The sequence below is a fragment of the Myxococcus faecalis genome, assembly GCF_050039385.1.
Classification (GTDB): Bacteria; Myxococcota; Myxococcia; order Myxococcales; family Myxococcaceae; genus Myxococcus; species Myxococcus fulvus.
On record NZ_CP144336.1, the window covers coordinates 3,756,528 to 3,783,169 of the forward strand.

The window sequence follows — 26,642 nt, forward strand, 5'->3', positions numbered from 1 at the left end:
GGGCGCGAAGGCGCCCGACCTCCCTAACGCTTTCACAACTTGGGTGCGAGAACGATTTCGATACGACGATTCAGACTGCGATTCTCGGGCGAGTCATTGACCGCGATGGGCTGGTATTGCCCGTAGCCCGCCGCTGACAGCGTCGTCGGGTCCACGCCCGCGTCCTGCAGCGCCCGCACCACCGCCATGGCGCGCGCCAGGCTCAGCTCCCAGTTGGTGGGGAACTGGCCGCCGCCCGTCGGAACGTCATCCGTGTGTCCTTCGACGCGGATGATCTTCCCCTGCACGCTCTTGAGCGCGTCGGCGATCTTCTTCAGCGCCTCGCCGCCCTCCTTGCCCACGCGCGCGGAGCCGGACGCGAAGAGGATCTTGTCCTTGAGCTGCACCGTCATGCGGCCCTTCAGCTCGGACAACTCAATCTTGCCCTCGGAGATCTCCGACTTGAGGCTCTGCGCCAGGCTCTCGTACTCGGAGCTCTTCTTCTCCAGTTCCTCCTTGGCCTGGGCCAGCTTCTTGGAGTTGCGCGCCAGCTCCTCGTTGAGCGCGGCGAGCTGCGCGTTCTGGTCCTGCAACGCGCGGCGCTCAGCGGCGCCCGCCGTGAGGCGCGACTCGGAGGTGGTCAGCCGGGTCTCCAGCGCCTTCTTCTCCTCCTCCAGCGCGGCGAGCTTCTCCGTCAGCTCCTTGACCTTGGCCTCGGCGGCCTCACGCGCGCCCTTCTCGTCGTTGAGGCCCTTGGTGAGGTTCTCCGCCTCCAGGGCCTTCGCGTCGAACTTGCCCTGAGAGACGCATCCCGTGGTGGAGAGCGCGACGAGCGCAGCCAGAATCAGCCGTGTCCGCATGTGTATGTATTCTCCTGACAGCGATGGTTGGAGCTCCAGCCTACTGCCTGGAAGTTCCAAGGTCAGGAAGAACCCACACTGGCATTTCGCCAGCCTGGACCCCCGCCAGAGGGCCCGGGTGTAAAGCTTCAACGAGGGAAGATGGGGTGCACGTCCAGCCAGACGGCGAAGAGCGCGTCGGCGAACGTCTTGCCGGGGATGAACACGCCGCCGCTGGCCGCGCCGCCGACCTCCAGGCCGCCATCCGGGGTGTAGGTGATGATGAGGTCCCCGCCCTTCTCCACGTCACGCAGCGACGCGAGCATGACGCCCAGTTGCTGGGACAGAGGCCCCTCGCGCAGCTCCGGGTTGCGGTACAGGCCGTTGCGCAGGCTGTCCACCAGCTGCGAGCGGGTGATGTCTCGCAGGAAGCGGAAGTGCAGCCGCTTCACGGAGTTGGAGGCGATGGCCTCCGAGGCGCTCCTCGGCCGCGACTCCAGATAGAGACTCCACACGTACACCTTGAACAAGAAGCGCTTGTGCAGCTCCATGTGGGCCAGCTCCACCGTGCGCCCCTGGAGCTGCAGGGAGTCCGGCATGTGGACTCCACCCACCTGCTTCTGTCCCGCCTGCGCCGCGCCCGTTGCCAGCACCCACCCCAGCACGAGCCACCGCGCGCTCTTCCACGCCTGCTCTCTCATGCGTCCGACCCCCGCCCCGTCCGAGTACGGTGCCCGGATAGGTGCGCATGCCTGGACGCGACCGCCAGCAGATCGTTCCAGTTCCCTGTGGAGCAGTGGACGGAGCGGACCCGGGGTGAGGCCCCGCCCACGCCCGGCGTCGAGGCGCACGGGCCCGGGGCCGTCAGCCACGGGGAGCTCGGGAGGGGGATGTCGCGGGGTGTCGGGGCCATGACGCTCGTTGGAGAACATACCAGCGCTCTCCGACGTGCGGGGAAGGAGGCTGCATGACGGGCGCCCGGTCGGACACTTCGGACCGGGGTGCCAGGGTGCGTCAGGGGGCGGCGCGAGTGCGCTCGAGCAGGGCGCCGGCCCAGGTGAGCCCGCTGCCCACCACGCTCAGGACCAGGGCGTCGCCCAGGCCGGGGTCGTCCCAGTGCTCGCTCAGGACGCCCGGGGCGCCCGCCGCGCCGGTGTTGCCCCGGACGTGGACGTTGAAGAAGTGGCGGGACTCGGGGACCTCGCAGCGGCGCTGGACGGCCTCCAGCATGCGCAGGTTGGCCTGGTGGCCGATGAAGGTGACGTCGCCGGGCCCCTGGTCCGGGTGTCGGGCCAGGTAGTCGGCGCGCAGGTCCAGGAAGGTCTCTCCCGCGCGGCGGATGGCGAACTTCTGCACCTCCGCGCCGTGCTGGGTGAAGTGGCCGATGCGCGGCACGCGCACCTTGTCCGCGCCCGAGGGGTCTCCGGCGAGGCGGGTCTCGGTGATTCGCCAGCGGCCCGGCACGCGGGGGGACAGCACCGCCGCCGAGGAGCCGTCGCCCCACAGCACCGCGCTGGAGCGGTCCGCGTAGTCCACCACGCGCGTGGAGTTGTCCATGTTCACCACGAGCACGTACTCCGGCAGCCGCTCCGGGCGCATGCCCGTCAGGAAGTGCAGCTGCGTGCAGAAGGACGAGCAGGCGCTCTGCAGGTCCACGGCCGGCGCGTCGATGCCCAGCTCCTGCGCCACGCGGTTGGACTCGGCCGGGATGCACTCGTCCGGGCTGCACCCGCCCGCGACGACGAGGCCGATGTCGGAGGGCTTCAGCCCCGCGCGCGTGAGCGCCAGGCGCGCGGCGTGGGCGCCCGTCTGCGCGTTGCTGTAGAGCGCGGCCTCCTGCGCGGCCCGCACGTCCCGGTTGCGCGTCTGCCGCAGGTAGTCGAGCGGCAGCACCGTGTGGCGGGAGCGGATGCCCACCCGCTCCAATATCCACGCGTCCGAGGTCTCGAGGCCCAGCTCCTCCAGGAAGGCATTGGTGAGGAGGTTGGGCGGATGGAAGTGACCGAGCGCGTGCAGGAACATGGGAACCCTCTAACGCCCAACCCTGCCCATTCTCTGTCAGCGTGCTGTCACGCCCGCGCTGCTCCGCGGAGCAGCCGGCCATGCGGGCGTCGCGCCGGGCCATTCCAGTCCCGACGCGACGGGGACTGACGCGACGTGTCGTCAGGGCTTCTTCACGGGCTGGACGGAGAAGAAGAGGACCGAGTCGCCCTTGCCCTTCACCTGCATGCCCTTGGCCTTCATCGCGGGGATGGGGGTGTAGACGACGGGCCCCTGCAGGTTGAAGGCGGTCAGCTCGGTGCCCTCGCCCAGCACGTGCATCGTCCCCTGGTAGGCGATGGTGGTGGTCATGGGGTTCTGCTCGTCCGGGGCCAGCTCCATCGTGGTGGAGACGAGGAACAGGCCGACGAGGCCGCGCGGGTCCTCGTGGATCTCCTGGAGCTGGACGCGCGTCTTGCGGAACTTCACGCTCGCGGGGTTGCCCTTCTGCAGGAGCTTCTCGAAGGCGCGCGCCACGCCGTCCAGCTTCGCGCCCACCTTCACCGGGCCCCGGGGGAAGGCGGCGGCGATGGGGTCCTCGGCGCCCAGCCCGTCCAGGTCCTTGCGCACCAGCTCGGCTTCCTCCGGCGGCACCGGCTGGCCGTTCGCGTCCGTCACCTCGACTCGGCCCGCCCTGGCCTCACCCACGTAGGTCTTCTGGTGGACGACGGTGACCTGCCGCTTCTGCCGTCCCTGCGGGTCCTTCATCACGTCCACCACATCGCCATAGGCGAGCTTCGCCTTGGTGACGAGGGGCCCCTTCACCTCCAGCGGGGTGAAGACCTGCGCCTGGAACATCTCGGTGGAGACGTCGATGGGCTCCGGCTCCATGAAGGGCGCGGTGATGTAGAAATCCTGCTGCATCGTCATCCCCATCCGCACCTCCTCGGCCCGCCCCACCACCGCGTCCTGGCGGGTGAAGCTCAGCGCCCGGGCCTTGGACACGACGATTCGGGGCGGCTCGGTGGCCCCCACGTCCAGCGGCGACAATGCCAACAACCCCACGGCGATGACCCACGGCTCCATCCGGCGCATGTGTTCTCCTCGTGACACAATCCTTTCATGGCACCGCCATCCGCGTCAGGCATTGGCGTTGTGTAGAGTGCGCGGCATGAGCGCCAAGGCCACGTCCCGGGTCCACTTCCGTACGTGCAACCTGTGCGAGGCCATGTGCGGCCTGCGCATCGAACTCCAGGAGGAGCGAATCACCTCCATCCGGGGAGACGACGAGGACCCGTTCAGCCGGGGCCACGTGTGTCCCAAGGCGCTGGCGCTCAAGGACCTGCACGAGGACCCGGACCGGCTGCGCCACCCGATGCGGCGGACCCCGACGGGCTGGGAGCGCGTGTCGTGGGACGAGGCGCTGGACCAGGCGGCGAAGGGCCTGCACGCGGTGCAAGAGGCGCACGGGCGCGACGCGGTGGCGTCGTACCTGGGCAACCCCAACGTGCACAACCTGGGCAACATGGTGTTCGGCTCGGAGCTGGTGCGCGCGCTGCGCTCGAAGAACCGCTTCTCCGCCACGTCGGTGGACCAGCTCCCCCACCAGTTGGTGTCGTACTTCATGTTCGGCCACCAGTTGCTGGTGCCCATCCCGGACCTGGACCGCACGCGCTATCTGCTGGTGATGGGGGCCAACCCGCTCGCGTCCAATGGCAGCCTGATGACGGCCCCGGACGTGCGCACCCGGCTGCGCGCCATCCAGCAGCGCGGCGGCAAGCTGGTGGTGGTGGACCCGCGCCGCACGGAGACGGCGGCCATCGCGGACACCCACGTCTTCATCCGCCCCGGCACGGACGCGCTGCTGCTCCTCGCGCTGCTGCACGTCGTGCTCCACGAGCACCCGCCAAGGACGGGGCACCTGGACGCGCTCACGGACGGGCTCGACACCGTGCGAGCGCTCGCGCGCGACTTCCCGCCCGAGCGCGTGGCGCCGCACACCGGAGTCCCCGCCGAGACGGTGCGCACAGTCGCGCGCGAGTTCCTCGCCGCCGACGCGGCCGTCTGCTACGGGCGCATGGGCCTGTCCACGCAGCCCTTCGGCTCGCTGTGCCAGTGGCTCATCAACGTGCTCAACGCGGTGACGGGCCAGCTGGACAAGGAGGGCGGCGCCATGTTCACCCAGCCCGCCTTCGACATCATCTGCGGCCCCAAGGCGATGGCGCTCGGCCGGGGCAGCCATGGCCGGTGGAAGAGCCGGGTGCGTGGGCTGCCGGAGACGGGCGGCGAATTGCCCTCGGCCGTGCTCGCCGAGGAGATGCTCACCCCGGGCGACGGCCGCGTGCGCGCGCTCGTCACCATGGCGGGCAACCCCGTGCTGTCCACGCCCAACGGCGCGCAGCTGGAGCGCGCGCTCCAGGGGCTGGACTTCATGGTGAGCGTGGACCCGTACCTCAACGAGACGACGCGCCACGCGCACCTCATCCTGCCGCCCGTGTCCCCGCTGGAGCGCGGCCACTACGACGTGGCCTTCCACGCGCTGGCCGTGCGCAACACCGCCAAGTACTCGCCGCCGCTGTTCGAGCCCGGGCCGGAGGGGCGTCACGACTGGCAGATCGTCCTCGCGCTGCAGCACCGCCTGGAGACCCTGCGCAAGGGGCGCCCGTCCGTGCGCCAGACGCTGCGCTACCAGACCCTCACGCGGCTGGGGCCGGAGCGGATGCTGGACATCGGTTTGCGCCTGGGCCCGCACGGCAGCCGGTTCCATCCGCTGCGCCAGGGCCTGTCGCTGTCGAAGCTGCGCGCCTCACCGCACGGCGTGGACCTGGGCCCGCTCGAGCCGTGCCTGCCCGAGCGGCTTCAGACGAAAGACAGGCGCCTGCACCTGGCCCCTCCGCTGCTCGTCGCGGACGTGCGGCGGCTCGCCCAGACGTTCCCGGAGGGCGGGGCGCCCGACGCGCGCGCGGGCGAACTGCTGCTCATCGGCCGCAGACACCTGCGCGACAACAACTCCTGGATGCACAACGTGCCGGGCCTGCTCAAGGGCAAGCCGCGCTGCACGCTGATGGTGCACCCGGAGGACGCGGCGCGGCTGGGGCTGGCGGACGGCGTGGACGCCACCGTCACCTCCCGCGTGGGCGAGGTGACGGTGCCGGTGGCGGTGACGGACGAGGTGATGCCGGGCGTGGTGAGCCTGCCGCACGGCTATGGCCATCGCCGTCAGGGCACGAAGCTGCGCGTGGCCAGCGAGCACGCGGGCATCAGCCAGAACGACCTGACGGACGACCACGCGGTGGACGCCGTCAGCGGCAACGCGGCCTTCAACGGCACGCCGGTGAGGGTGAGGCCGGCCGCGCCACCCCAGGCATCCGCCACACCAGCGGCGTGAGCGCGCCGGCGAGCACGAAGACCAGCTGCACTAGGTGGCCCAGCAGCGCCACCGACATGGCGCGCGCGGCGGTGGTGTCCAGCACGCCCGCCGCCAGCGCGAAGGCGCCGTCGCTCACGCCCACCTGGCCGGGCACCAGCGAGCCCACCGCCAGCGCGCACAGGTAGAGGCCCTGCGAGAAGAGCGCCTGCACCACCGACGTGTCGATGCCCACCGCGTGCGTCAGCACCGCGTACTGCGCCACCTGCAGCGTGCGGCTGCCCAGGAAGGCCAGCACGGGGCTCTTCGGGAGCAGCGGGCCGTGGCACGCCGTCTGGCGGAACTGCTCCGTGAGCTGCGCCCACCTGCGCGAGCGCTTCGCCAGCCACGCGCACGGTCCCTGGGCGCGCATGCACGCACGCACGCCCGTGGAGGCCAGCACCAGCACCACGCCGTGGCCGAGCATCGCCAGCGTGAAGACGGACCAGCCCGTGAGCAGGAACGAGGCCGCCGCGCAGGGAAAGGAGATGAGGCCGCCGGCCGCCAGCGAGGCCGCCTGGGACGTGGCCGCCGCGGCCGCCGCGGTGCCGCCACCCATGTGGGGTGACAGGAGCGCGGCCTTGGTGGCCTCCGCCGCCGCGCGGCCCGCGGGCGCCATGCTGGACACCGCGGTGCCGATGAGCTGCGCGCGCGCCAGCACCCTCAGGGGCACCCGCTCCGCGCTCGCGCCATAGGAGGCGCGCGTGGCGAGCGCGTCCATGCCCTGACGTCCCACCTCCAGGAGCACCACCCACGGCAGCCACGGCGCGGCGCCCAGCAGCACGCTCCCGAGCTCATGCGGGCCCACCTTGCGCACCAGCAGCGCCAGCATGCCCACCCCGGCCACCGCGAAGAGGGGCCGTAGGAGCCCCGTCATCCTGCGTCTCCACGGAACGGCCAGCGGAGCCGCCACCGTCGCGGCCTCCATCGGTCGGCCCAGGGTCATCCCCGCGCGCACGTTGCTGCCCACTGTCGCCTCCTCGCCACCCAGCCGCCCCGAGTCACCACGCAAGGTGAGCAGCGCGACGCGGGAATGCGAGGCCCTCGTGCTCCCCTGCCCCTCCCCTCGCGTCCGCCGGTGGACACCGTGCCTGGCGCCCCCACCCTGGCGAACGGGTTGCCGCGACGACTTGGAGTGCGTGCTCGGCTCCGGGCCCGAAGGTCGCTAGGGTGCGGACCCGAATTCCCGCGCGCACTCGGAGCAACCCATGAAAGCGGTCCGGTTTTCGAAGTTCGGGCATCCGTTGAAGGTGGTGGAGCTGGTGGAGGAGCCCGACGCGGCGCTCGAGTCGGGGCAGGTCCGCATCGAGGTCCTGGCCACGCCCATCAACCCGTCGGACGTGCTCACCCTGTCGGGTCAGTACGGCTCGCTGCCCAAGCTGCCGGCGGTGCCGGGCAACGAGGGCGTGGGCCGCGTGGTGGAGGTGAAGGACACCTCGGCCGTGAAGGTGGGAGACCTGGTGTTCCTGCCGCTGGGCGCGGGCACGTGGCGCACGCACCTGGTGGCGCCCGCCGAGGGCCTGGTGACGGTGCCCCCCGGCACGGACCTGAAGCAGGCGTCCATGTTGTTCGTCAACCCGCCCACTGCGGACATCCTGCTGCGCGAGTTCGGCGCGTTGAAGCCCGGGGACTGGGTGCTGCAGAACGCCGCCAACTCCGCGGTGGGCCGCTACCTCATCACCCTGGCGAAGCAGGCCGGCTACAAGACGCTCAACGTGGTGCGCCGCGAGGAGCTGGCGAAGGAGCTCACCGAGCTGGGCGCGGACGTGGTGCTGACGGACACGGATGATTTGCCCGAGCGCGTGAAGGCGGCGACGGGCGGCGCCAAGGTGCGGCTGGCCATCGACGCGGTGGGCGGCGACTCCACGCGGCGGCTGGGGGATTCGCTCGCCACCGGCGGCACGGTGGTGAACTACGGCGTCATGTCCGGCAAGGGCCCCAAGCTGTCGGCCGCAGCTTCCATCTTCAAGGACATCACCCTGCGCGGCTTCTGGCTGGTGCTGTGGCTCAAGCGCGCCCCGCGCGAGCAGCAGCAGGAGACGTTCGGCCGACTGGCGAAGCTGGTGGCCGACGGCACGCTGAAGACGGCGGTGGAGGGCACCTTCACGCTGGACGCCATCCAGGAGGCGCTGGCGCGCTCGATGGAGGGTGGACGCGGCGGCAAGGTGCTGCTCACGCCCAATGGACCTGTCTGAAGACACGCTGTTCGACGGGAGGCACGACGATGAAGCGCGTGGAAGGCAAGGTGGCACTGATTACGGGCGCGGCGGGCGGGCTGGGCAGCGCGGCGGCGCGGATGCTCGCGCGCGAGGGCGCCAGGGTGGTGGTGACGGACCGGCCCCAGCAGGAGGAGGCCGGCGTCGAGGTGGCCAAATCCCTGGGTGAGGGCATGGGCCTGTTCGTCCCGCTGGACGTCACGCGCGAGGAGGACTGGGTGCGCGCGATGGAGGTGACGCTGGAGAAGTTCGGCCGGCTGGACGTGCTCGTCAACAACGCGGGCCTGGGCGTGCCCAAGGACGTGGAGAACATCACCCTGGCCGAGTGGCGGCTGGTGCACGCGGTCAACCTGGACGGCACGTTCCTGGGCTGCAAGCACGGCATCCAGGCCATGCGCAAGTCAGGCGCCAGGGGCTCCATCATCAACATCTCCTCCGTGGCGGGGCTCATCGGCGTGCCCACGCTGGTGGCGTACGGCAGCGCGAAGGCCGCCGTGCACATGTTCACCAAGTCGGTGGCGTTGCACTGCGCGCACCACGGCTACGGCATCCGGTGCAACTCCATCCACCCCACGTTCATCGAGACGAACATGGTGAAGGCGCTGATTGCGTCCTCGGGCTCGCCGGAGCGGGCTCGCGAGGGGCTGCGGCGCACGATTCCGCAGGGCGCGATGGGGGAGCCGGATGACGTGGCCAACGCCGTGGTCTACCTCGCCTCGGACGAGTCGAAGCTGATGACGGGCGCGGAGATGATTCTCGACGGCGGCTCCACCGCGCAGTAGCGCTTCAGCTCCAAGGCGCGTGGAAGAGCTGGGAGAAGCGCAGGCCCAGCTCCGGGCGTCGAATCATCGCCTCGCCCCAGGCGCGGCCCTCCGTGCCCCACGACGTCACGGACAGGCCATTGGCGGCGAACACTTCCAGTGCGTCGTCGCCCATGCTGAGGGCCTTGAGGATGCGCGAGTAGTCCAGCACCGAGGCCATCGTCGCGCCGGGGAAGATGACCTCCACGTCGATGGGGAGGAGCTCCACCTGGGGGTTCGCGTCGAACCGTCGCAGCTGCGTGGGACGCGGCCCCAACCGCGCCAGCGCTTCCGCCAGGCGGGCCTGGTGTGCCTCCTGCTCCGCGCGGGCCTGTGCGGCCTCGAGCGCGGCGGCCTCGACCTCGAGACGGGCGAGCTCGAGCTGACGCTCCTGGTCGCGGCGCCGCGACTCCTCCACCCGCTTGCGCAGCTCGGCCTGGCGCAGGGCCTCTGCCTCCTCGGCTCGACGCTCGAGGGCCTCGCGCATCAGCCGCACCTCGACGTGCAGGTCCTCGAGCAGGTCCCGCTGGTAGCTGGATTCGGCCTCGGGCGAGGACGCCGCGAGCACCCGCGCCTCGAAGCCGGGGAACCACGCGAGGAAGCGCTCCGCGTCGGGGACGAGGGCGTCGTGTCCCGAGCGCAGGGCCCCGGCCAGCGGCGCGGCGGCGAGGAAGACGGCGTGCGACGTGGAACGAGGCCACGCGTCCACGCGCGCCTCGGCCGCCGCCCAGATGGAGGGAAGCCTGGCGGACAGCGTGTCCACGGGCGCGTTCTCCACGAGGAAGGACACCAGGTCGGGCAGCCTCTTCTGTGAGTCCACGCGCCACCACGTCTCGAAGATGGCGATGGCGTCCGGCTGTGCCGCGAGCTGACGCTCCCAGAGCTCCTGTCGCCAGGGCTCGAACGCGGCCAGCAGCTCCGCGCGGTCGACGGGGTGACGCTGGAAGCGCAGCCACACCGCGTCGATGAGCTCCTCGCGTCCGGAGATGCCGCTCCAGGAGCGCACCGCCTTGTTCAAGGGCGCCAGGATCGTCGAGCGCGCGGGGCGCTCCCACGCGGCCATCAGCAGCCGCGCGCACCGCCCCGGAACCGGGCGCTCGCGACGCAGGCGTCCGGGCAGCGACACGAGCAACTCCAGGAGCGGCGCAGCGCATGCCGCGTCCCGCGCCCAGGTGTGCACCAGGGCCAGTTCCTCCACTTCTCCGTGGACGAGGAAGTCCACGAGTGCGCGCGAGTGGAGCAACTCCGCGCGCTCGGATGAAGACGCGGAGGACAGGGCCTGGGCGGCGGCGCGATGGAAGGCTGTCGCGGACGCATCGTCCGGGACCTCGTCGCCATCGCGCACCCACTCCAGCATCTTCAGCACACGCGCCGCGGGCAACGTCCCCAGGCGGTCATCGGCCCACTGCCGCCAGCGCTCGCGCACCTCGGGCGACAGGCTCGCGAAGGGCGTCTGGCGCGCCCACTGGGACAGCGGCTCGATGAGCCCGTCATCGAATCCAGCGGAGACCGTCAGCAGCGCGTCCACCACCTCCCACGAGGCGGGCGCGGGCCAGCGCCGCATCACCTCGCGCGCGAGCACCGCGCTCCGCGTCTCCCGCAGGACCGTGAGTAATGCGGGGGCACCCATTGATGCCAGCGTCCTCGCCGCCAGCGCGGCCCGGTCCTCGGCATCCGAGTCCTGCGCGGCATTGCCCTCACCGTCCAAGCTCAGCGCGCCCCTCGCCTTGTCGTCCGAGCCACGCGCGGCTCTGGCCTTTTCGTCCGCGCCCTGGACGACTCTGGCCTCATCAGCCGAGCCTTGCGCTGCGCTGGTCTCATCGTCCGCGCCCTGGACGGCTCTGGCCTCAACGGCCGAACCTTGCGCTGCGCTGGCCTTGTCGTCTGAGCCCTGCGCGGCCCTGGCCTCGGCGTCCGAGCGCAGCGCGGCGAGCAGCCCTCTCTCGTCCCCCAACACGAGCGCGCACTCGAAGGCGATGTCCTTGTCCTGGGCGCGCAGGCCCTCGCGCAACGCGAGCAGCAGGTCCACCTCCGGCGCCTTGCCGGTGGCGCGCACCCAGGCCACGGCGGCGCGGGCGGCATGCTCCGGATGATTCGCGAACACGTCGCGCGCATGGCGCGCGATGAGCTCCCGCTGCGGCCGGCCCGCCGGCGCGACGAACCAGACCCGCCAGCGCGTCAACGCAAGCGCGGCCTCCAGGCGGGCGAGCCCATCCGCATACAGCGCCCCCTGCGCCGCGGAGTACAGCTCTCGCGACGGCCGCCCCCGGTTCACCGCCGCGAGCGCCGCGAGCTGTCGCACGCCCGGGTCCTCGCTCCGCTGGTAGAGCGCATCCAGCGAGTCATCCGCCTCCGCCGCCGCGTCACGAGAGACCGGCGGCTGGCTCCAAGGGACCACGTCCGCCCAGCGGTCCTCCGCCTCCTCGACGAAGCCCCCGAGCGTCAGGAAAGGCTCGCAGCGCCGCGCGTCCTCGACGATGCGCAACACCCCCGCCCACTGCCCGGAGTACTGGGCCTCCAGCTGTCGGGCCAGCCCGGGCTCCAGCACCTCCATTCGCCCCGTCAGCGCGAAGCGGTCCACCCCCGCGTGCAACAGCATGCGCGCCGCGCCGTAGTGCTCGGGCGCCACCGGACCACAGGCGCAGCTCGGACACCGGACACCGGGAGGATTGAAGCGGGTGCAGCCCGGACACCGCACCCGCGCGCCGCGAACGGCGCCATTGTCCCAGAAGGGAGCCATGCCCCCTGTCTACAACGTCCCGGGACCTGTTTTCCTCCAGGTGCTCACGGCCCCGGCACAAGGCACCTGCCGTCCGGCCGGAACGGCAGCGTGAAGAGCCGCCGCACCCCCGTCGCATCCTCCGCCGAGAAGAAGACGCTCCACCCCGAGCGCCGGAAGCTCCTCGGCGACGAGCCCCGAGGCCCCGGCGCCAGCTCCGTCAGCGGCACCGTGCCCACGCGAAAGCCGTTGCTCACCCACGGCTCCTGGCCCCGCCCCCGGATGTCCGCGCTGAAGAACAGGTGGTCCTCGACCACCGTCAGCGCCTGCGGAAACGAGCCGCCCGGCCCCAGCTCCAGGTCCCCGAAGATGCGCGTGCGCGCGGCCGTGCCGTCGCTGTCCCAGAGCTCCACGCCGTGGGTGCCGTCGTCCGCGGCGAAGAAGAGCGTGTCCGCGAGCACCGCGAAATTCCGGGGGTTGGAGCCGACGTTGCCCGCGCGCACGTCCTCCACCAGCACCGTGCCCGCCGCCGTGCCGTCGCTGCGCCACAGCTCCAGGTTCTCGTCCTCCATGTGCGCCGCGGCGCTGAACACCAGCCGCTCCCCCACCGCCGCCAGCTCCCCCACGCGCGCGAAGGTGCCCAGCATCACCGGCGCCCTTCCCGCATCCGACACCATCAGCCCCACCGCGCCGTGGTGCTGCTGGCTCCTGACGAAGAACAGCTTGCGGCCCACGGGCACCAACGGGAACTGGAAGCCCAGGTCACTGGGCACACGCAACACCTCGACGGCGTTCGGCCCCACGCCCAGCCGCATCAGCCGCGTGAACAGCCCCCGGGACGAGATGACGAAGTACAGCGCGCCGTCCCCACCCCGGGTGAGCTGGTCCGGCGAGGAGTCCTCCACCCCCGGCTCCAGGTCCTCCACCAGCACCGTGCCCGCCGCGGTGCCATCACTGCGCCACAGCTCCCGCCCATGCGCCGGGTCTCCCGCCGTGAAGTACAACTGCCCCTGGTACTCGAAGAGCGCGTTCGGGAACGAGCCCACCTCGCCGGGCCAGATGTCCTTCACCCGGACGGTGCCCTCCGGCGTCCCATCCGAGACGAACAGCTCCCGCCCCGCCGCCGGGTCGTTCGCGGCGAAGAACACCTTCGCGCCCACGCGCGTGAACCAGGTCGGCTCCGAGCCGCCCACCCCTGGGAACACGTCCTTCAACAGCCGCGTCCCCGCGCCCGGCGCGCCCGAGCTCACCCAGGGCTCGCGGCCGCGCTCCGCGTCCTCCGCGCTGAACACCATGCCGCCCGTGCTCGGCGCCATCGGCGGGGTGTAGGGCCTGTCCTCCACCAGCGTGACCCCCAGCGACACCGCCGTGCGCGAGCAGTACTCCCAGGACTCCAACAAGGGCGAAGCCGCCGCCTCCACCGGCTCCGGCGCTCCCGAGGCCGGGGCACACCCCACGAGCAGACCCACCCAAAGCAGCCAACGGCACCTCATCGGGACATCTCCTTCGTCGACACGAATCGAGCCAGACAGAGGACCAAGCCACCTCGCGCCCTCCGCGGACAACGGTCCTCCGGTGGCACGGCTCGTCACCCAGCCGTCAGTGACTTGCGACGGGCGGACAGCTCGCGCCCGCGCGCGACGTCCCTAGGTTCTGGCCCCTCGTCCGCCCGACCCCGCCTGGAGCCCGCCAATGCGCCACCCTCCCCTGCCTCGTCGGTGCGCGGTCCTCGCCGTCCACCTGCTGGGCCTCGTGGTGCTGGGCGCCACCTCGGCCAGGGCCCAGGTGCCGTCGCTGACGGGGCGCTGGTCCAGCGTGCTGACCTGGCCCATCTCCGCCACGCACCTGTCGCTGATGCCGGACGGCAAGGTGCTCTTCTTCGGTGAGTTCGCGGAGGGCGCGCTGCCACCCCGCCGCTGGGACCCGTCCACCGGGGCGCTCACCACGTACCCGTACGCGGGCTACAACATCTTCTGCAGCGGCCACAGCTTCCTGTCCAACGGCAAGCTGCTGGTGACGGGTGGCCACATCGCCAGCCACGTGGGCCTGCCCGACACCAGCGCATTCGACTTCAACACCAACACCTGGACCCGGCTGCCGGACATGAACGCCGGGCGCTGGTACCCCACCAACACCACGCTCTCCAACGGCGACGTGGTGGTCATCTCCGGAGAAATCGCCGGAGCGGGCGACATCAACGAGATTCCCCAGCGCTTCATCGCGGGCACCAACACATGGCGCACGCTGACGGGCGCCCGGCGCAACCTGCCCTTCTATCCGAAGATGTTCCTGGCGCCCAACGGCCAGCTCTTCTACGCGGGCTCGCTGCGCGGCTCGCTCTGGCTGAACCCCAATGGCAACGGCGCCTGGACCACCGGCCCCCTGAGCAACTTCGGCGGACGCAGCTATGGGCCCGCGGTGTTCATCGACGGCAAGGTGACGCTCTTCGGCGGAGGCGAGCCGCCCACCGCCACCGTAGAGCAGATAGACCTCACCGTGGCGGCGCCGAGCTGGCGGTACGTGGCGCCCATGAGCATCCGCCGGCGCCAGCACAACGCGGTGCTGCTGCCGGACGGCACCGTGCTCATCGTCGGCGGCAGCAGCGGCAGCGGCTTCGACGACGCGACCTCGCCCGTCCGCCACGCGGAGCTCTACAACCCCGCCACCAACACCTGGACCTCGCTGGCCAGCCAGGTGCGCTACCGCGGCTATCACTCCACCGCGGCGCTCCTGCCGGACGGGCGCGTGCTGTCGGCCGGCGGCGCGAACGAGCGCACCGCGGAGGTCTTCTCCCCGCCCTACCTCTTCAAGGGCGCGCGCCCCGTCATCACCGCCGCGCCCACCACGTCCCAGCCCGGCGCCACCTTCTCCATCACGACACCCGACGCGGCCCGCATCACCCGCGTGTCGCTCATCGCGCTCAACTCCACCACGCACACCTTCGACATGAACCAGCGGCTGCTCACCCTGGCCTTCACCCGGACCTCCGGCGCCCTCACCGTCACCGCGCCCCCCAACCGCAACCTCGCGCCGCCGGGCTACTACCAGCTCTTCATCGTGAACGACGCGGGCGTGCCCTCGTACGGCCGCAGGCTGCGCATCCCGCCCCCGTGAGCCCCGCGTCGACCCCCTGCGGGCCCCGGCGGATTCATGGAAGGATGCCCGGGTCATGGAACGCTCCTGCCCCGTCTGCCCGCCCCCCGCGCCCCCGCTGCGCGTCATCGACCTGCGCGGTGTCCCCGTGGACACCTGCGCGCGCTGCCAGGGACACTGGCTGGACGCGGGCGAGCTGGAGCGGCTGGCGCCGGGCTGGAGGACGGAGGCGCTCCAGGCCGCGCTGCCCTCCGCGACCCGGCGCTGCCGCCACGCGCGGCACCATGTTCCGGCCACGCGCGAAGAATGTGGCCTGTGTGGCTCACCCGCCGCGCGCTGTCCGTCCTGCGACGAGACGCTGTCCCAGGTGCGCACGGAGGTCTGCGCGGTGGATGTGTGCTCGCGCTGCCACGGGCTGTGGCTGGACGCGAACGAGCTGAAGCAGCTGATGGACTGGCACCGCCGCTGGAAGCGTCCGCTGGTGGTGGGGCTGACGGCGGCGGGCACCACGGCGGCCGCGGCCGTCGCGCTCTCCCAGGTGGCGGGCGACACCCCGACCCGCACCCGGGTGACGGAAGTCCTTCAGTCCACGATGGAGCAGGCGGCCGAATCGGTGGACGTGGTGGAGCTGGCGGTGGGGGCGGTGGACCTGGCGGGCAGCGCCGCCGAGGGGGTGGGCACGGCCGTCGAAGCCGCGGTGGAGGGGGGCGAGGTCGTCTCCGCGGCCGTGGGCGGGCTGCTCGCGGTGGTGGCGGGGTTGTTCCAGTGACCCACCTGCACGGCGCGTCTGAATCCCCTATGCTCGTGACAGGCCCGTGAGACCCGCCGGATCCTGACGGGGGGAGCGCCGATGATGAACCCAGCAAGTCAGAAGAGCAGCCTGGCGGATGACCGCCGTTCGTTCCCTCGCCTCCAGGCGCCGCTCTATGCGCGCCCGGCGCGACTGAAGTTCGGGGACAAGCAGCGGGTGCTGGATGCGAGCCTCGGCGGCGTGCGCATCTACTCCGACGACGCGTACACCGAGGGCAGCAACCTGGAGGTGGACCTGTTCCTGGGGGACGGCACGACGCTGGAGTGTCGCGCGCGCGTCGCGTGGCTGCGCAAGCTGCCCAAGGACGCGGCGGCCGTCTACGAGGTGGGGCTCGCGTTCATGGACGTCCCCCCGGAGGCGCTCGAGCGCCTCAAGTCGGTGCTCGTCGCCGAGGACTGAAGGCGCGCCGTCATTCGGGCGGGGTCGTCCAGTCGGCCCAGAGGGCGCGCAGCTCCTGCTCCAGTCCCGGCACCGCCACGGAGCGCAGGCTGCCGCCGCCGCGGAAGAGGGACAGGCCCTCGAAGAAGGCCATCAACAGGGCGGCTCGCCGCTCACGGCGCGCGGGCGTGAGCCCGGGGGTCAGCGGCGTGAGCAGCTCGACGAGCCCCTCGCGATAGCCCGCGTAGAAGACCCCGAGCGCCTCGGCCACCATGGTGTCCCTCGCGGCCAGGGCCCACAGCTCGGCGAAGAGCTGGAAGTGCCGGGGGGACTCCTGGTCCTCCAGGATGGCGTCCAGCGCGTGTCGCAGCCGCTGGTCGGGGTGCGTGCCCGCGCCGTCCATGCGCTCGCGGACGTGGCGGATGGCGGCCTCCAGGTAGCGCGACAGGAGCGCGCGCACCACGTCCTGCCTGGTGGGGAAGTAGTACTGGAGGTTGCCCAGGCTCAGCCCCGCGCGCTGGGCCACGCCGCGCAGGGCGAGGCCCGCGGAGCCCTCCTCCACGAGGACGTCCATGGCCGCGTCGAGGATGCGCTCCACGCGCTCGTGGCCCTTCGCGTGGACGGCGGTGCCCGCGCGGGGCTTCGCGGAGGGGAGCGTGCCGGGCGGCTTGCTCGCGCGGCGGGGGCTCACGCGGCCACCATCGACGGGACGGGGGCGGCGCCGACGAGCGACTCGTCGAGGCGCACCTGGACGCCGCACGCGCGCAGCGCCGCGAGGGCGTGCTCGGCGCGGGGCTCGTGCTCGGGGAACCACACGCCGGGGGCGTGCGGCGGCGCGCCGTCGACGCCGAGCAGCCGCTCCACGCCGAGCAGCGCGCCCACGGCCGTCAGGTGGGCCTGGCCCTTGGGGTCGACCACCTCGACCCGGACGCGGCCGCGTTCGCCCACCACGTCCGCGACCCAGGCCGCGTCACCGCCCTTGTTGCTGGTGGCGAGCAGCGCGCGGCGCAGGCGCGTCAGGCGGGGATGCTGAAGCAGCTTGAGCACGCCGAGCCGCTGGAGGACCACCAGGGCCCAGGTGGCGGAGTCCGCGTCGAAGCCCATCCGCGTCGCCACGCCGCGCGCGCCCAGCACCGCGGGCAGCGTGGCCTGCTCGGGCGTGTCCAGGCGGAACACCCGCGTGCTCTTCCCGTCGGAGAAGGTCACCTTCCGTCCATCCGTCAGCGGCAGCACGTGGCGCTCCTGGCCGTCCTCCTTCACCTCGAAGGACAGGGCCAGCCGGTCCATGTACTCGAGGGAGTCCGGTCCCGCCACGTCGGCGAGCGCGAAGCGGATGCCCACGTCCACCTGGGCCAGCGCCCCCACGCGCGCGGCGGCCACGGCGACCAGGCGAGGCACCAGCCCCGCCATCCACGAGGAGCCCAGCAGCACGGGCGCGCGAGGGGGCGTGCCCGACAGGCGCAACATCGCGGAGCGCATGCGCGAGGTCCATCGGGTGATGTCCAACAGCGGCACCCCGGCGCGCGCGGCCCAGACGAGGAGGTGGTCCTCGGGGTCGTTCACCAGGGTGACGACGGCGGCGGGCCTGCCCTTCAGCACGGCCAGCGGGTCCCTGGCGCGGATGTCCATCGCCACGCCCTGGGCCAGCCCGAGCTGGGAGGCGAGCGCGGCGGCCTGCTCCTGCCGGCGTCCGGCGATGACCAGCGGCAGCTTCGGGTGCCGCTCCCTCAAGAGCCGGGCGAGCCGGACTCCCACCACGCCATAGCCACCCACCAGGACGACGCTTCCCTCGGACTCCATGAAGACTCCCGTGCACGGACACGGACCGTCCGTGCCTCACGGGAGGACAATATAGGTCGTTCGACCTAATTTTCACGACAATCGCCCGGGAGCCGGAGGTGGACGGGGCGAAGGTGTTCCGGACAGGGGGATGGCCCATCGCCATCATCGTCTCGGAGGAGAGCAAAGCAGCCTTGGAGCGCATCGGGGCGACCGGAACGAAGGACGCGACGCACCTCTCCCCCCGGCCTCGACAAGGAAGCCAGCAACCCGGTACCTGGAGATGACCGCGAGGGGGCGGCTCAGCAGACCTTCGTCACGATGCCGACGCCCACGGTGCGGCCGCCGTCGCGCACCTCGAAGCGCAGCGTCTCCTCCAGCGCGACGGGGTCGGTGAGCTCCACCAGCAGCAGGAGGCTGTCGCCCGGCTTCCCCAACCGCTCCCCCTCCAAGAGCTTCACCGCCCCCATCATGTCCGTCCCATGGAGGCAGAACCGCAGGCGGTCATCGTCGAGCAGCACGCCGTGTCGCCCCCCATCGGCCCGGGGCAGCAGGTAGACCCGCGCGATGAACCGGTGGTGCGCGCGGATGCTGCCGGGCCTGGCCAGCACCTGCCCACGCTTCAGGCTCCAGCTCTCCAGGCCGCGGACCCGCACGTCGACCTTGTCGCCCACCCGGCCTTCACGCAGTGGCTCGTGGAACCGCCCGATGCTCGTCACCACCGTCTTCAGCGTCGGCCCCAGGCCCACCACCTCCACCTCTTCGTGGAGCTGGAGCGTGCCGCGCTCCACCCGCCCTCCCACCACCGCGCCGCGACCGATGATGAAGCGCACCCCCTGCACCGGCATCAGGAACGGCTCGCGCGTCGCGCACCTGGGCGGGGTGATGGAGCGGTCCACCACCTCCAGCAGTCGCTGGATGGCCGGCTCCCCCCACGCCCCCGTGTCGCCCGCCAGCGCCCTCTGCGCCGAGCCGATGACGATGGGCGTCTCATCGCCCGGGAAGTCATACGACTTCAGCAGCGTCCGGACATCCTGCTCCACCAGCTCGCGGATCTCCGGGTCGTCCATCAGGCGCCACTTGTTCAGGAAGACCACGATGGACTTGATGCCGGCCTCGCGCGCCAGGCGGATGTACTCGCGCGTCTGGGGCATGGGGCCCTCGTCCGCCGACACGACCAGGATGGCCCCATCCATCGGCGTCGCCCCCGTCAGCAGCCCCTTCACGCAGTCCACATGCGACGGAGGGTCCACGTGCGAATAGCGCCGATTCGACGTCTGACATTCCATGTGCATCATCGAGAGGGAGGTTCCCCGGGCCCGCGTCTGTCTGGCCGTGCCCCACCCCGTCGGCGACCAGACCGGGGCATCACCCGACTTCGCCAGCAGCTTCGTGATGGCCGCCGTCAGGGTCGTCTTGCCGTGGCCCTGGTGGCCCAGCACGCCGATGTTCACTCGGGGCTTGAGAGATTCGAGCTCCGCCTGCACACGCATGACATTCCTCACCGTGACCGGTCCGCCGATGCGCCGGCCCGCGATAAATCCCAGGAAAATCACTGGGAGACACAGGTTGTCTGTCAATTCAGGAGAACTGCATCAACCGGAACGAACGAGGCGTCCGCCATCCCGCAGACTGGACCGACCCTGGGCTTCCCTGCCTGCCGTTTCGCTGCAACACCAGACATCGTGTCTGGGTATCACCCGCATGAGCTCCCCGAGCCCCGGCCCCCGTGTCGCCACGGGAGCCCCGCAGAGAGGTGATGCGGCGGGGGGCTCGGGAGAATGCCTGTCCAAGGGGAGCAACGTCGCGCGACGCCCCTGGAGGTCTGACGCGAGGTGGCCCCTTTCCCTCGGGCGCCAACTGGTCCAGGCTCCAGCCACGTGAGCCAGGTCCCCTCCTCCGAGACACCCCGACGCGCGGGCTTCGCCCGGCTCGCCTTCGAGCGCGCGGGGGGGCGCACCGTGGTGAGCACCGCGCTGGCGCACAGCCCGCTGCGACTGCTCACCCCGCGCAACCACGGCCACGCCGCGTGGGCGTACACCAGCTCGTTCGGCGGCGGGCTGGTGGACGGAGACTCGCTCCGCCTCGACCTCGACGTGGCCCCCGGCGCCACCGCGTGGCTGTCCTCCCAGGGCGCCAACCGCGTCTACCGCTCCCCCTCCGGCTGCACGAGCGACGTGTCCGCCCGCGTGGGCGACGACGCCCTGCTCGCGTGGGTGCCGGACCCCACCGCGTGCTTCTCCGGCGCGCGCTACGCCCAGACACTCGCCTTCCGGCTCGCGCCCACCGCGTCGCTCGTCCTCGCCGACATCGTCACCTCCGGCCGCAGCGCCAGCGGCGAGCGCTGGGCCTTCTCCCACTACGCCTCCACCCTGCGCGTCCACGTGGGCGAGCGCGCCCTCGTCGACGAGCGCTGGCTCTTGGACCCCACCCACGGCCCCCTGCGCGAGCGGCTCGGCCGCTTCGAGGCCATGGCCTCCCTCCTCCTCGTCGGCCCCGCCCTGGCCACCGCCCGCGAGGCCCTGCTCGCCCGCGTCACCGCGCTGCCCGTCACCCCACGCGCCGACCTCGTCCCCTCCGCCAGCCCCCTGGGCCCCCACGGCCTGCTCCTGCGCGCCGCCGCCGTCTCCGTCGAGTCCCTGGTGCGCACCACCCACGACTGGCTGTCCTTCCTCCCCGCCCTCCTCGGGGACGACCCCTGGGCCCGCCGCGTGTGAGCCCCCTCCTGGCGGCGCACCCCGGCCCTGCACTAGTGTTGACGCATCAAGTCATGGCGCCGTCGAACCCCGGGAGTCGCGCGCGTGCACCTGTCCCCTCGAGACGTCGACAAGCTGTTGCTGCATCAGGCGGGCTTCCTGGCCCAGAAGCGGCTCGCCCGAGGCGTCCGGCTGAGCTACCCGGAGGCCGTCGCGCTCATCGCCACGCAGTTGCTGGAGTTCATCCGTGACGGCAGGAGCGTGGCGGAGCTGATGGACCTGGGGCGCAAGCTGCTGGGGCGCGCGCAGGTGATGCGGGGGGTGCCGGAGATGCTCGCGGAGGTGCAGGTGGAGGGCACCTTCCCGGACGGCTCCAAGCTGGTGACGGTGCACCACCCCATCGTCGCCGAGCACGGCGACCTGGAGCTCGCGCTGTACGGCAGCTTCCTGCCGGTGCCCCCACGGGAGCGCTTCACGGCCTCCACCGCGGCGGACGACGGCATCCCCGGCGAGGTGCGCGTGCTGCCCGGCGAGGTGGAGCTCAACGCGGGCCGCGACAGCGTCTTTCTCCGCGTCACGCACCGGGGAGACCGCCCCATCCAGGTGGGCAGCCACTACCCCTTCTTCGAGACGAACCGCGCGCTCGTGTTCGACCGGGAGAAGGCCTACGGCCACCGCCTGGACATCCCCGCGGGGACGGCGGTGCGGTTCGAGCCGGGGGAGACGAAGACGGTGAGCCTGGTCGCCATCGCGGGCGAGCAGGTGGTGCGGGGCGGCAACGCGCTGGGCAGCGGCAAGGTGTCCGCCGAGAACCGTGAGCGCGCGATGGCGCAGGTCCGCGAGCAGGGCTTCGGCCACGAGGAGGAGCGCGAATGAGCCGGAAGATGGACCGTCGCCACTACGCGGACATGTTCGGCCCCACCACCGGGGACAAGGTGCGGCTGGGCGACACGGGCCTGTGGGCCCAGGTGGAGCGCGACGCCACCGTCTACGGGGACGAGTGCAAGTTCGGCGGCGGCAAGGTGCTGCGCGAGGGCATGGGCCAGCGCGCGGGCGTGGGCGACGCGGACGCGCTGGACCTGGTCATCACCAACGCGCTCATCCTCGACTGGACGGGCATCTACAAGGCGGACATCGGCGTCAAGGCGGGCCGCATCGTCGGCATCGGCAAGGCGGGCAACCCGGACATCATGGCCGGCGTGACGCCCGGCATGGTGGTGGGCGTGACGACGGAGGCCCTCTCCGCGGAGGGACACGTCGTCACCGCGGGCGGCCTGGACACGCACATCCACTTCATCTGCCCGCAGCAGGCGGACGAGGCGCTCGCCAGCGGCATCACCACCTGGGTGGGCGGCGGCACCGGCCCCGCCACCGGCACCAAGGCCACCACGTGCACGCCGGGCGCGTGGAACCTGCAGCGGATGCTCCAGGCCACCGACACGCTGCCGCTCAACATCGGCCTGACCGGCAAGGGCAACACGTCCCTGCCCCACGGCCTGGTGGACCAGATTCGCGCGGGCGCCATCGGCCTGAAGCTGCACGAGGACTGGGGCACCACGCCCGCCGCCATCGACACCTGCCTCACCGTGGCCGAGGACGAGGACGTGCAGGTCACCATCCACACCGACACGCTCAACGAGTCGGGCTACGTGGATGACTCGCTCGCGGCCATCAAGGGCCGCACCATCCACACGTACCACTCGGAGGGCGCGGGCGGCGGCCACGCGCCGGACATCATCCGCGTGTGCGGCGTGGACCACGTGCTGCCCTCGTCCACCAACCCCACGCGCCCGTACACGGTGAACACGCTGGACGAGCACCTGGACATGCTCATGGTCTGCCACCACCTGGACCCGGGCATCCCCGAGGACGTCGCCTTCGCGGAGAGCCGCATCCGGGGCGAGACCATCGCCGCGGAGGACATCCTCCACGACCTGGGCGCCATCAGCATCATGTCCTCGGACAGCCAGGCCATGGGGAGGGTGGGCGAGGTCATCTGTCGCACGTGGCAGACGGCGCACAAGATGCGCGAGCAGCGCGGGCGGCTGTCCGGCGAGCAGGGTGACAACGACAACCTGCGCATCCGCCGCTACGTGGCCAAGTACACCATCAACCCGGCCATCGCCCACGGGCTGTCGCACGAGGTGGGCTCGGTGGAGGTGGGGAAGCTGGCGGACCTGGTGCTGTGGCGCCCGGCCTTCTTCGGCATCCGCCCGGAGCTGGTGCTCAAGGGCGGCTTCATCGCCTGGGGACAGATGGGGGACGCCAACGCGTCCATCCCCACGCCGCAGCCGTTCATGATGCGGCCCATGTTCGGCGCCAGGGGCCGGGCGCTCGGGGCCACCAGCCTCGTGTTCGTCTCACCGCGCGCGCTGGCCGAGGGCACCACGCGCGAGCTGGGCCTGGGCAAGCGCGCCGTCGCGGTGAAGCGGTGCCGGGGACTGGGCAAGCGCGACATGCGGCTCAACGACGCCCTGCCCGTCATCACCGTGGACCCGGAGACCTACGAGGTGCGCGCGGATGGGGAGCTGCTCCGCTGCGAGGCCGCCGTCCGACTGCCGCTGGCGCAGCGCTACTCGCTGTTCTGAAAGGACGGGGACTCACGCGCATGGGCTCGTCCTGGAAGGTGCTCCAGCTGGCGGACTCGGGCTTTCCCACGGGGGGCTTCGCCCACTCGGGAGGGCTGGAGGCGGCGGTGCAGGCCGGCGAGGTGCGCGGCGCACCGGAGCTTCGCCGCTTCACGCGAGAGCTGTTGTGGCAGGCGGGGCATGGCGCCCTGCCGCTGTTGAGCGCGGCGCACCGCGAGGCCTCGCGGCTGCCGGAGCTGGACGCGCGGGCGGACGCGTTCCTCACCAGCCATGTCGCGCACCGGGCCAGCCGCACGCAGGGCCGGGCCTTCCTGGACACGTGCGCGCGCATCTTCCCCGGGCCGGTGGGGCCGCTGCGCGAGTCGGCGAGGGCCGCGGGGCTTGGCTTCCACCACGCGCCGGTGTTCGGGGCGGTGGTCCGCGCGCTGGAGGTGGAGCTGTCGGAGGCGCAGCGGCTGCACCTGTCGCTCACGCTGCGCGGCGCGCTGTCGGCGGCGGTGCGGCTGGGCATCGTCGGCACGCACGAGTCGCACCAGCTCCAGCACCAGGCGACGCCGCTGTTGGACGCGGTGCTGGAGCGCTGCGCGGGGCTGGGGTTGGAGGCGCTCGCGCAGCCCTCGCCATTGTTGGACTTGTTGGGTTCCACGCACGACCGCCTCTATTCGAGGCTCTTCCTGTCCTGAGGTGAAGCGCACATGCACGACGACCACAGGGGCCACGGCCACGACGATGAGCACGACCACACGCATGAGGAGTGGGAGCACCCGGGCCACTTCCACGAGCGCGAGGAGCCGAAGCGGCGTGATTACCAGGCGCGCGCCTTCACCATCGGCATCGGCGGGCCGGTGGGCAGCGGGAAGACGGCGCTGGTGCTGGCGCTGTGCCGCGCGCTGCGTGAGCGCCACCGGCTGGGCGTGGTGACCAACGACATCTTCACCCAGGAGGACGCGGAGTTCCTGGTGCGAAACCACGCGCTCTCACCCGAGCGCATCAAGGCGGTGGAGACGGGAGGCTGCCCGCACGCGGCCATCCGCGAGGACATCAGCCACAACCTGCTGGCGCTCGAGCAGCTCATGGAGGAGCTGACGCCGGAGCTGCTCATCGTGGAGAGCGGCGGCGACAACCTGGCGGCGCAGTACAGCCGGGAGCTGGCGGACTACACCGTGTACGTCATCGACGTGGCGGGCGGGGACAAGGTGCCGCGAAAGGGAGGCCCGGGCATCACCCAGTCCGACTTGCTCATCATCAACAAGACGGACCTGGCGCCCCACGTGGGCGCGGACCTGGGCGTCATGGAGCGCGACGCGAAGAAGATGCGCGGCGACGGCCCCTTCGTCTTCACCCAGGTCACCCAGGGCGTGGGCCTGGACGTCGTCGTCGAGCACCTGCTCACCGCGTGGAAGCAGCGCACCGGGGCCCAGGCGGGCTGACGTCGCTCAGCGCAACATGGACTCGTGCAGCCGCCCCAGCGCGTTCACCGTCTCCACGCCGCGGGTCACGACCTCCACGCGGTTGCCGTAGTTGCCCTCCACCGTCCACAGCCTTGCGGGCGAGGTGGAGACGTCGTAGGCGAGCAACAGCGTCGAGTGGCCGTGGTCATTCACGGCCATGTAGTCCCCGGGCCGGGCGTAGATGCCCAGGTGGCTGTTGTCGCGCACGTTTCCGCCGAACGCGCCCAGCACCTCCCAGACGTCGTCGCCGCCCACGGTGGTGAAGCGGCCCGCGCTCCACGCATAGAACTCCGAGCACCACTTCTCGTCGGAGGCCGCGCCGTAGCGGGTGCCGTCGCGCTGCAGCCCCGCGTAGCCCACCAGCCCCGAGTCCGAGTCATCCGCCTGGAGGAGGGCCAGGTTCACGATGTCCGTCCGCGCCCGCTCCAGCGCGGAGCCGCCCACCGTCATCGTGTAGTACCAGGGGCTCAGCCCCGTCACCCGGACGTACGTCACCCCGCCCGCGGCGCTCACGTCACGCCGGAGGAAGCGGATGCGGATGCGGTAGACGTCACCGGACACCAGCCCGCCCAACGAGAGGGACACGAACGGCGCGTCCCAGTCCACGTCCCGCACCTTCAGCGGGGAGAGGACGGTGGTGAGCTCGGCGCTGGCCAGCGGCGAGTACTCGAGGTGGAGGTAGAGCCGGTCCTCCGCGCCCGCGCGCACCGCGTCCTCGTCGTTGATGATGGCCAGCATCCGCGCGCTCGTCGGGGTGTTCGCCGGCGTTGCCGAGTACACCCAGCGCACCTCGTCCGCGCCGTCGCGGCAGTTGTCATCCACGCCGTTGAAGGGCAGCTCGCGCTGATTCGGGTGGATGCTCCGGTTGTCGTCGTCGCAGTCCCCCGAAGCCGGCACGTACCCCGCGGGACAGTACAGGCCGGGGACGGGGATGATGACCGCGAGCGCCCCCGCCCTGGCATAGCCGTCCCGGTCCGCGTCCTGGGTGATGGGGTAGCAGGCCCTCGGCGTGCTCGCGAGGGCCAGCGTCAGCAGCAGCGCGTACATGAGTGCGTCCCCTTGCGTGCCGTGGCTCAGAAGTACTCGACGCGCGAGTTGTTGCCGGTGTTCGGCTCCGCCGCGCCGCTCTCCGACACGCCGCCCACCGAGCAGGTGCTCGGGAACGCGGGGTCCGGCCAATAGGACAGTTCAATCTCCACCTCTTGTCCGGGCGCGACGACCCGCTCCTCGGAGATGCCCGCCTGACGGCCCGACTGGAAGCACGCCACGCCCGTCACCTTGCCGAAGCGGCCGTTGTTGCGCACGACGACGGTCGTCTTCCCGTTCGGCGACGACGACGGCGGGCGCATGTCCTTGACGATGAGGTCCACGCCCGTGGGGAAGTCCCGCGTGTAGACGTACGCGTCCGGGCTGTGGGGGCTCTGGCAGTTGACGACGAAGTCCCCGGCGGCCGGGTACTCCGAGTAGCAGCTCGACCAGTCCGGCGGGAAGGTGTACGCGATGGAGTCACTGCCGTTGGCCAGGTTCGCCACCAGCCGGGTGCGGATGCGCGCGAAGTAGCCCGTGGTGCCCGCCACCCAGCGACTGGAGGGAATCACCGCCGAGGTGCTCCACTGGAAGTAATCCAGGTCCTGGATGCGCGTGGGCGTGGCGCGCGTCGTCGTGGAGGCGAACACGGCGGGCGTGGCGCCGCCCGAGTGCACCTCGAAGCGAATCGTCTGCGACGGCTTGAGGCTGGCGCCCTCGAACGTGAGGCTGACGGTGCGCGAGTCGGCGAGCTGTCCGTCCGTGGGCGACAGCGAACAGGCGCCGAGCGACAGCCCGGCCAGCGCGAGGACACCACGACGGAACACTCCGACGAGCGACGAGGACAGCGGCATGGGATTCCCCCTCCGGCCGGCGATGCG

The 26,642-nt window shown here is 71.7% G+C and carries 23 protein-coding genes; 11 read left to right on the forward strand and 12 right to left on the reverse strand.

The features are described 5' to 3' along the window. Positions 1–32: 32 nt before the first annotated feature. The 4 genes from VZQ01_RS14805 to VZQ01_RS14820 form a co-directional block, all read right to left on the reverse strand. On the reverse strand, positions 33–839 hold the full coding sequence (locus tag VZQ01_RS14805; RefSeq protein WP_267698121.1) for an OmpA/MotB family protein: 807 nt from the start codon (positions 837–839) through the stop codon (positions 33–35). Positions 840–967: 128 nt separating this feature from the next. Beyond that, complete coding sequence (locus tag VZQ01_RS14810) at positions 968–1,519, reverse strand: chalcone isomerase family protein (protein ID WP_223745922.1); 552 nt, start codon at positions 1,517–1,519, stop codon at positions 968–970. A 313-nt stretch (positions 1,520–1,832) separates the two neighbouring features. Next, positions 1,833–2,840 (reverse strand): 3-oxoacyl-ACP synthase III family protein, encoded by a 1,008-nt coding sequence (locus tag VZQ01_RS14815; RefSeq protein ID WP_223745921.1) that lies wholly within the window; start codon positions 2,838–2,840, stop codon positions 1,833–1,835. A 141-nt stretch (positions 2,841–2,981) separates the two neighbouring features. Continuing rightward, positions 2,982–3,893, reverse strand: coding sequence for a hypothetical protein (locus VZQ01_RS14820; protein WP_223745920.1), 912 nt, complete (start codon positions 3,891–3,893; stop codon positions 2,982–2,984). Positions 3,894–3,969: 76 nt separating this feature from the next. Here VZQ01_RS14820 and VZQ01_RS14825 point away from each other — a divergent pair, with 76 nt between their 5' ends. Then, a complete protein-coding gene (locus VZQ01_RS14825; RefSeq protein ID WP_426748165.1) occupies positions 3,970–6,186 on the forward strand; it encodes a molybdopterin oxidoreductase family protein in 2,217 nt (738 codons plus the stop codon). On the opposite strand, the gene VZQ01_RS14830 is transcribed toward VZQ01_RS14825, so the two are convergent. Further along, a complete protein-coding gene (locus VZQ01_RS14830) occupies positions 6,119–7,216 on the reverse strand; it encodes a lysylphosphatidylglycerol synthase domain-containing protein (protein WP_223782473.1) in 1,098 nt (365 codons plus the stop codon). The genes VZQ01_RS14825 and VZQ01_RS14830 overlap by 68 nt on opposite strands. Before the next feature lie 196 nt (positions 7,217–7,412). On the opposite strand from VZQ01_RS14830, the gene VZQ01_RS14835 reads away from it, so the two are divergent. Next, positions 7,413–8,399, forward strand: coding sequence for a zinc-dependent alcohol dehydrogenase family protein (locus VZQ01_RS14835; RefSeq protein ID WP_223745917.1), 987 nt, complete (start codon positions 7,413–7,415; stop codon positions 8,397–8,399). A 29-nt stretch (positions 8,400–8,428) separates the two neighbouring features. Continuing rightward, positions 8,429–9,202 (forward strand): glucose 1-dehydrogenase, encoded by a 774-nt coding sequence (locus VZQ01_RS14840; protein ID WP_223745916.1) that lies wholly within the window; start codon positions 8,429–8,431, stop codon positions 9,200–9,202. Positions 9,203–9,206: 4 nt separating this feature from the next. On the opposite strand, the gene VZQ01_RS14845 is transcribed toward VZQ01_RS14840, so the two are convergent. Then, positions 9,207–11,960 carry a hypothetical protein gene (locus VZQ01_RS14845; RefSeq protein WP_426748166.1) on the reverse strand — a complete coding sequence of 918 codons (2,754 nt, stop codon included), beginning with the start codon at positions 11,958–11,960 and terminating at the stop codon, positions 9,207–9,209. Positions 11,961–12,004: 44 nt separating this feature from the next. Continuing rightward, positions 12,005–13,432 (reverse strand): ELWxxDGT repeat protein, encoded by a 1,428-nt coding sequence (locus VZQ01_RS14850; RefSeq protein ID WP_426748167.1) that lies wholly within the window; start codon positions 13,430–13,432, stop codon positions 12,005–12,007. Positions 13,433–13,631: 199 nt separating this feature from the next. On the opposite strand from VZQ01_RS14850, the gene VZQ01_RS14855 reads away from it, so the two are divergent. From VZQ01_RS14855 to VZQ01_RS14865, 3 genes are all read left to right on the forward strand, one after another. Then, on the forward strand, positions 13,632–15,053 hold the full coding sequence (locus VZQ01_RS14855) for a galactose oxidase-like domain-containing protein (RefSeq protein WP_426748168.1): 1,422 nt from the start codon (positions 13,632–13,634) through the stop codon (positions 15,051–15,053). Positions 15,054–15,108: 55 nt separating this feature from the next. Next, a complete protein-coding gene (locus tag VZQ01_RS14860; RefSeq protein ID WP_255652663.1) occupies positions 15,109–15,801 on the forward strand; it encodes a TFIIB-type zinc ribbon-containing protein in 693 nt (230 codons plus the stop codon). Positions 15,802–15,885: 84 nt separating this feature from the next. Further along, positions 15,886–16,242, forward strand: a complete 357-nt coding sequence (locus VZQ01_RS14865) for a PilZ domain-containing protein (protein WP_223745912.1) — start codon at positions 15,886–15,888, stop codon at positions 16,240–16,242. 10 nt (positions 16,243–16,252) lie between these two features. Here VZQ01_RS14865 and VZQ01_RS14870 read toward each other — a convergent pair whose 3' ends face one another. The 3 genes from VZQ01_RS14870 to VZQ01_RS14880 form a co-directional block, all read right to left on the reverse strand. After that, positions 16,253–16,912, reverse strand: coding sequence for a TetR/AcrR family transcriptional regulator (locus VZQ01_RS14870; protein ID WP_223745911.1), 660 nt, complete (start codon positions 16,910–16,912; stop codon positions 16,253–16,255). Continuing rightward, positions 16,909–18,021, reverse strand: coding sequence for a saccharopine dehydrogenase family protein (locus tag VZQ01_RS14875; RefSeq protein WP_223745910.1), 1,113 nt, complete (start codon positions 18,019–18,021; stop codon positions 16,909–16,911). Before VZQ01_RS14875 ends, VZQ01_RS14870 begins: the two co-directional genes overlap by 4 nt. Before the next feature lie 281 nt (positions 18,022–18,302). Further along, the gene (locus tag VZQ01_RS14880) at positions 18,303–19,493 is read right to left on the reverse strand and encodes a GTP-binding protein (RefSeq protein WP_426748169.1); all 1,191 of its coding nucleotides are present in this window, start codon (positions 19,491–19,493) and stop codon (positions 18,303–18,305) included. Positions 19,494–19,880: 387 nt separating this feature from the next. Here VZQ01_RS14880 and VZQ01_RS14885 point away from each other — a divergent pair, with 387 nt between their 5' ends. From VZQ01_RS14885 to ureG, 5 genes are all read left to right on the forward strand, one after another. After that, complete coding sequence (locus VZQ01_RS14885; protein WP_324289123.1) at positions 19,881–20,717, forward strand: urease accessory protein UreD; 837 nt, start codon at positions 19,881–19,883, stop codon at positions 20,715–20,717. 84 nt (positions 20,718–20,801) lie between these two features. Continuing rightward, entirely contained in the window at positions 20,802–21,572 is a 771-nt protein-coding gene (gene ureA / locus VZQ01_RS14890) for an urease subunit gamma (protein WP_223745908.1), read from the forward strand. Next, a complete protein-coding gene (ureC, locus tag VZQ01_RS14895; RefSeq protein ID WP_408888173.1) occupies positions 21,569–23,284 on the forward strand; it encodes an urease subunit alpha in 1,716 nt (571 codons plus the stop codon). The genes ureA and ureC overlap by 4 nt, the downstream gene beginning before the upstream one ends. 20 nt (positions 23,285–23,304) lie before the next feature. Continuing rightward, a complete protein-coding gene (locus tag VZQ01_RS14900; RefSeq protein ID WP_426748170.1) occupies positions 23,305–23,967 on the forward strand; it encodes an urease accessory protein UreF in 663 nt (220 codons plus the stop codon). Positions 23,968–23,979: 12 nt separating this feature from the next. Then, entirely contained in the window at positions 23,980–24,714 is a 735-nt protein-coding gene (ureG, locus tag VZQ01_RS14905; RefSeq protein WP_426748171.1) for an urease accessory protein UreG, read from the forward strand. A gap of 6 nt (positions 24,715–24,720) precedes the next feature. Here ureG and VZQ01_RS14910 read toward each other — a convergent pair whose 3' ends face one another. Both VZQ01_RS14910 and VZQ01_RS14915 read right to left on the reverse strand, forming a co-directional pair. Beyond that, positions 24,721–25,782, reverse strand: a complete 1,062-nt coding sequence (locus VZQ01_RS14910; RefSeq protein ID WP_426748172.1) for a putative metal-binding motif-containing protein — start codon at positions 25,780–25,782, stop codon at positions 24,721–24,723. 26 nt (positions 25,783–25,808) lie between these two features. Continuing rightward, positions 25,809–26,615 (reverse strand): hypothetical protein, encoded by an 807-nt coding sequence (locus VZQ01_RS14915; RefSeq protein ID WP_426748173.1) that lies wholly within the window; start codon positions 26,613–26,615, stop codon positions 25,809–25,811. Between the last annotated feature and the right edge of the window lie 27 nt (positions 26,616–26,642).

Coding starts and splice junctions, on each gene's coding strand:
- VZQ01_RS14855 (WP_426748168.1), top strand. CDS start 13,632: ATGCGCCACCCTCCCCTGCCTCGTCGGTGCGCGGTCCTCGCCGTCCAC.
- VZQ01_RS14805 (WP_267698121.1), bottom strand. CDS start 839: ATGCGGACACGGCTGATTCTGGCTGCGCTCGTCGCGCTCTCCACCACG.
- VZQ01_RS14900 (WP_426748170.1), top strand. CDS start 23,305: ATGGGCTCGTCCTGGAAGGTGCTCCAGCTGGCGGACTCGGGCTTTCCC.
- VZQ01_RS14860 (WP_255652663.1), top strand. CDS start 15,109: ATGGAACGCTCCTGCCCCGTCTGCCCGCCCCCCGCGCCCCCGCTGCGC.
- VZQ01_RS14840 (WP_223745916.1), top strand. CDS start 8,429: ATGAAGCGCGTGGAAGGCAAGGTGGCACTGATTACGGGCGCGGCGGGC.
- VZQ01_RS14820 (WP_223745920.1), bottom strand. CDS start 3,893: ATGCGCCGGATGGAGCCGTGGGTCATCGCCGTGGGGTTGTTGGCATTG.
- VZQ01_RS14865 (WP_223745912.1), top strand. CDS start 15,886: ATGAACCCAGCAAGTCAGAAGAGCAGCCTGGCGGATGACCGCCGTTCG.
- VZQ01_RS14875 (WP_223745910.1), bottom strand. CDS start 18,021: ATGGAGTCCGAGGGAAGCGTCGTCCTGGTGGGTGGCTATGGCGTGGTG.
- VZQ01_RS14810 (WP_223745922.1), bottom strand. CDS start 1,519: ATGAGAGAGCAGGCGTGGAAGAGCGCGCGGTGGCTCGTGCTGGGGTGG.
- VZQ01_RS14915 (WP_426748173.1), bottom strand. CDS start 26,615: ATGCCGCTGTCCTCGTCGCTCGTCGGAGTGTTCCGTCGTGGTGTCCTC.
- VZQ01_RS14815 (WP_223745921.1), bottom strand. CDS start 2,840: ATGTTCCTGCACGCGCTCGGTCACTTCCATCCGCCCAACCTCCTCACC.
- VZQ01_RS14845 (WP_426748166.1), bottom strand. CDS start 11,960: ATGGCTCCCTTCTGGGACAATGGCGCCGTTCGCGGCGCGCGGGTGCGG.
- ureG (WP_426748171.1), top strand. CDS start 23,980: ATGCACGACGACCACAGGGGCCACGGCCACGACGATGAGCACGACCAC.
- VZQ01_RS14850 (WP_426748167.1), bottom strand. CDS start 13,432: ATGAGGTGCCGTTGGCTGCTTTGGGTGGGTCTGCTCGTGGGGTGTGCC.
- VZQ01_RS14910 (WP_426748172.1), bottom strand. CDS start 25,782: ATGTACGCGCTGCTGCTGACGCTGGCCCTCGCGAGCACGCCGAGGGCC.
- VZQ01_RS14825 (WP_426748165.1), top strand. CDS start 3,970: ATGAGCGCCAAGGCCACGTCCCGGGTCCACTTCCGTACGTGCAACCTG.
- ureC (WP_408888173.1), top strand. CDS start 21,569: ATGAGCCGGAAGATGGACCGTCGCCACTACGCGGACATGTTCGGCCCC.
- VZQ01_RS14880 (WP_426748169.1), bottom strand. CDS start 19,493: ATGCGTGTGCAGGCGGAGCTCGAATCTCTCAAGCCCCGAGTGAACATC.
- VZQ01_RS14835 (WP_223745917.1), top strand. CDS start 7,413: ATGAAAGCGGTCCGGTTTTCGAAGTTCGGGCATCCGTTGAAGGTGGTG.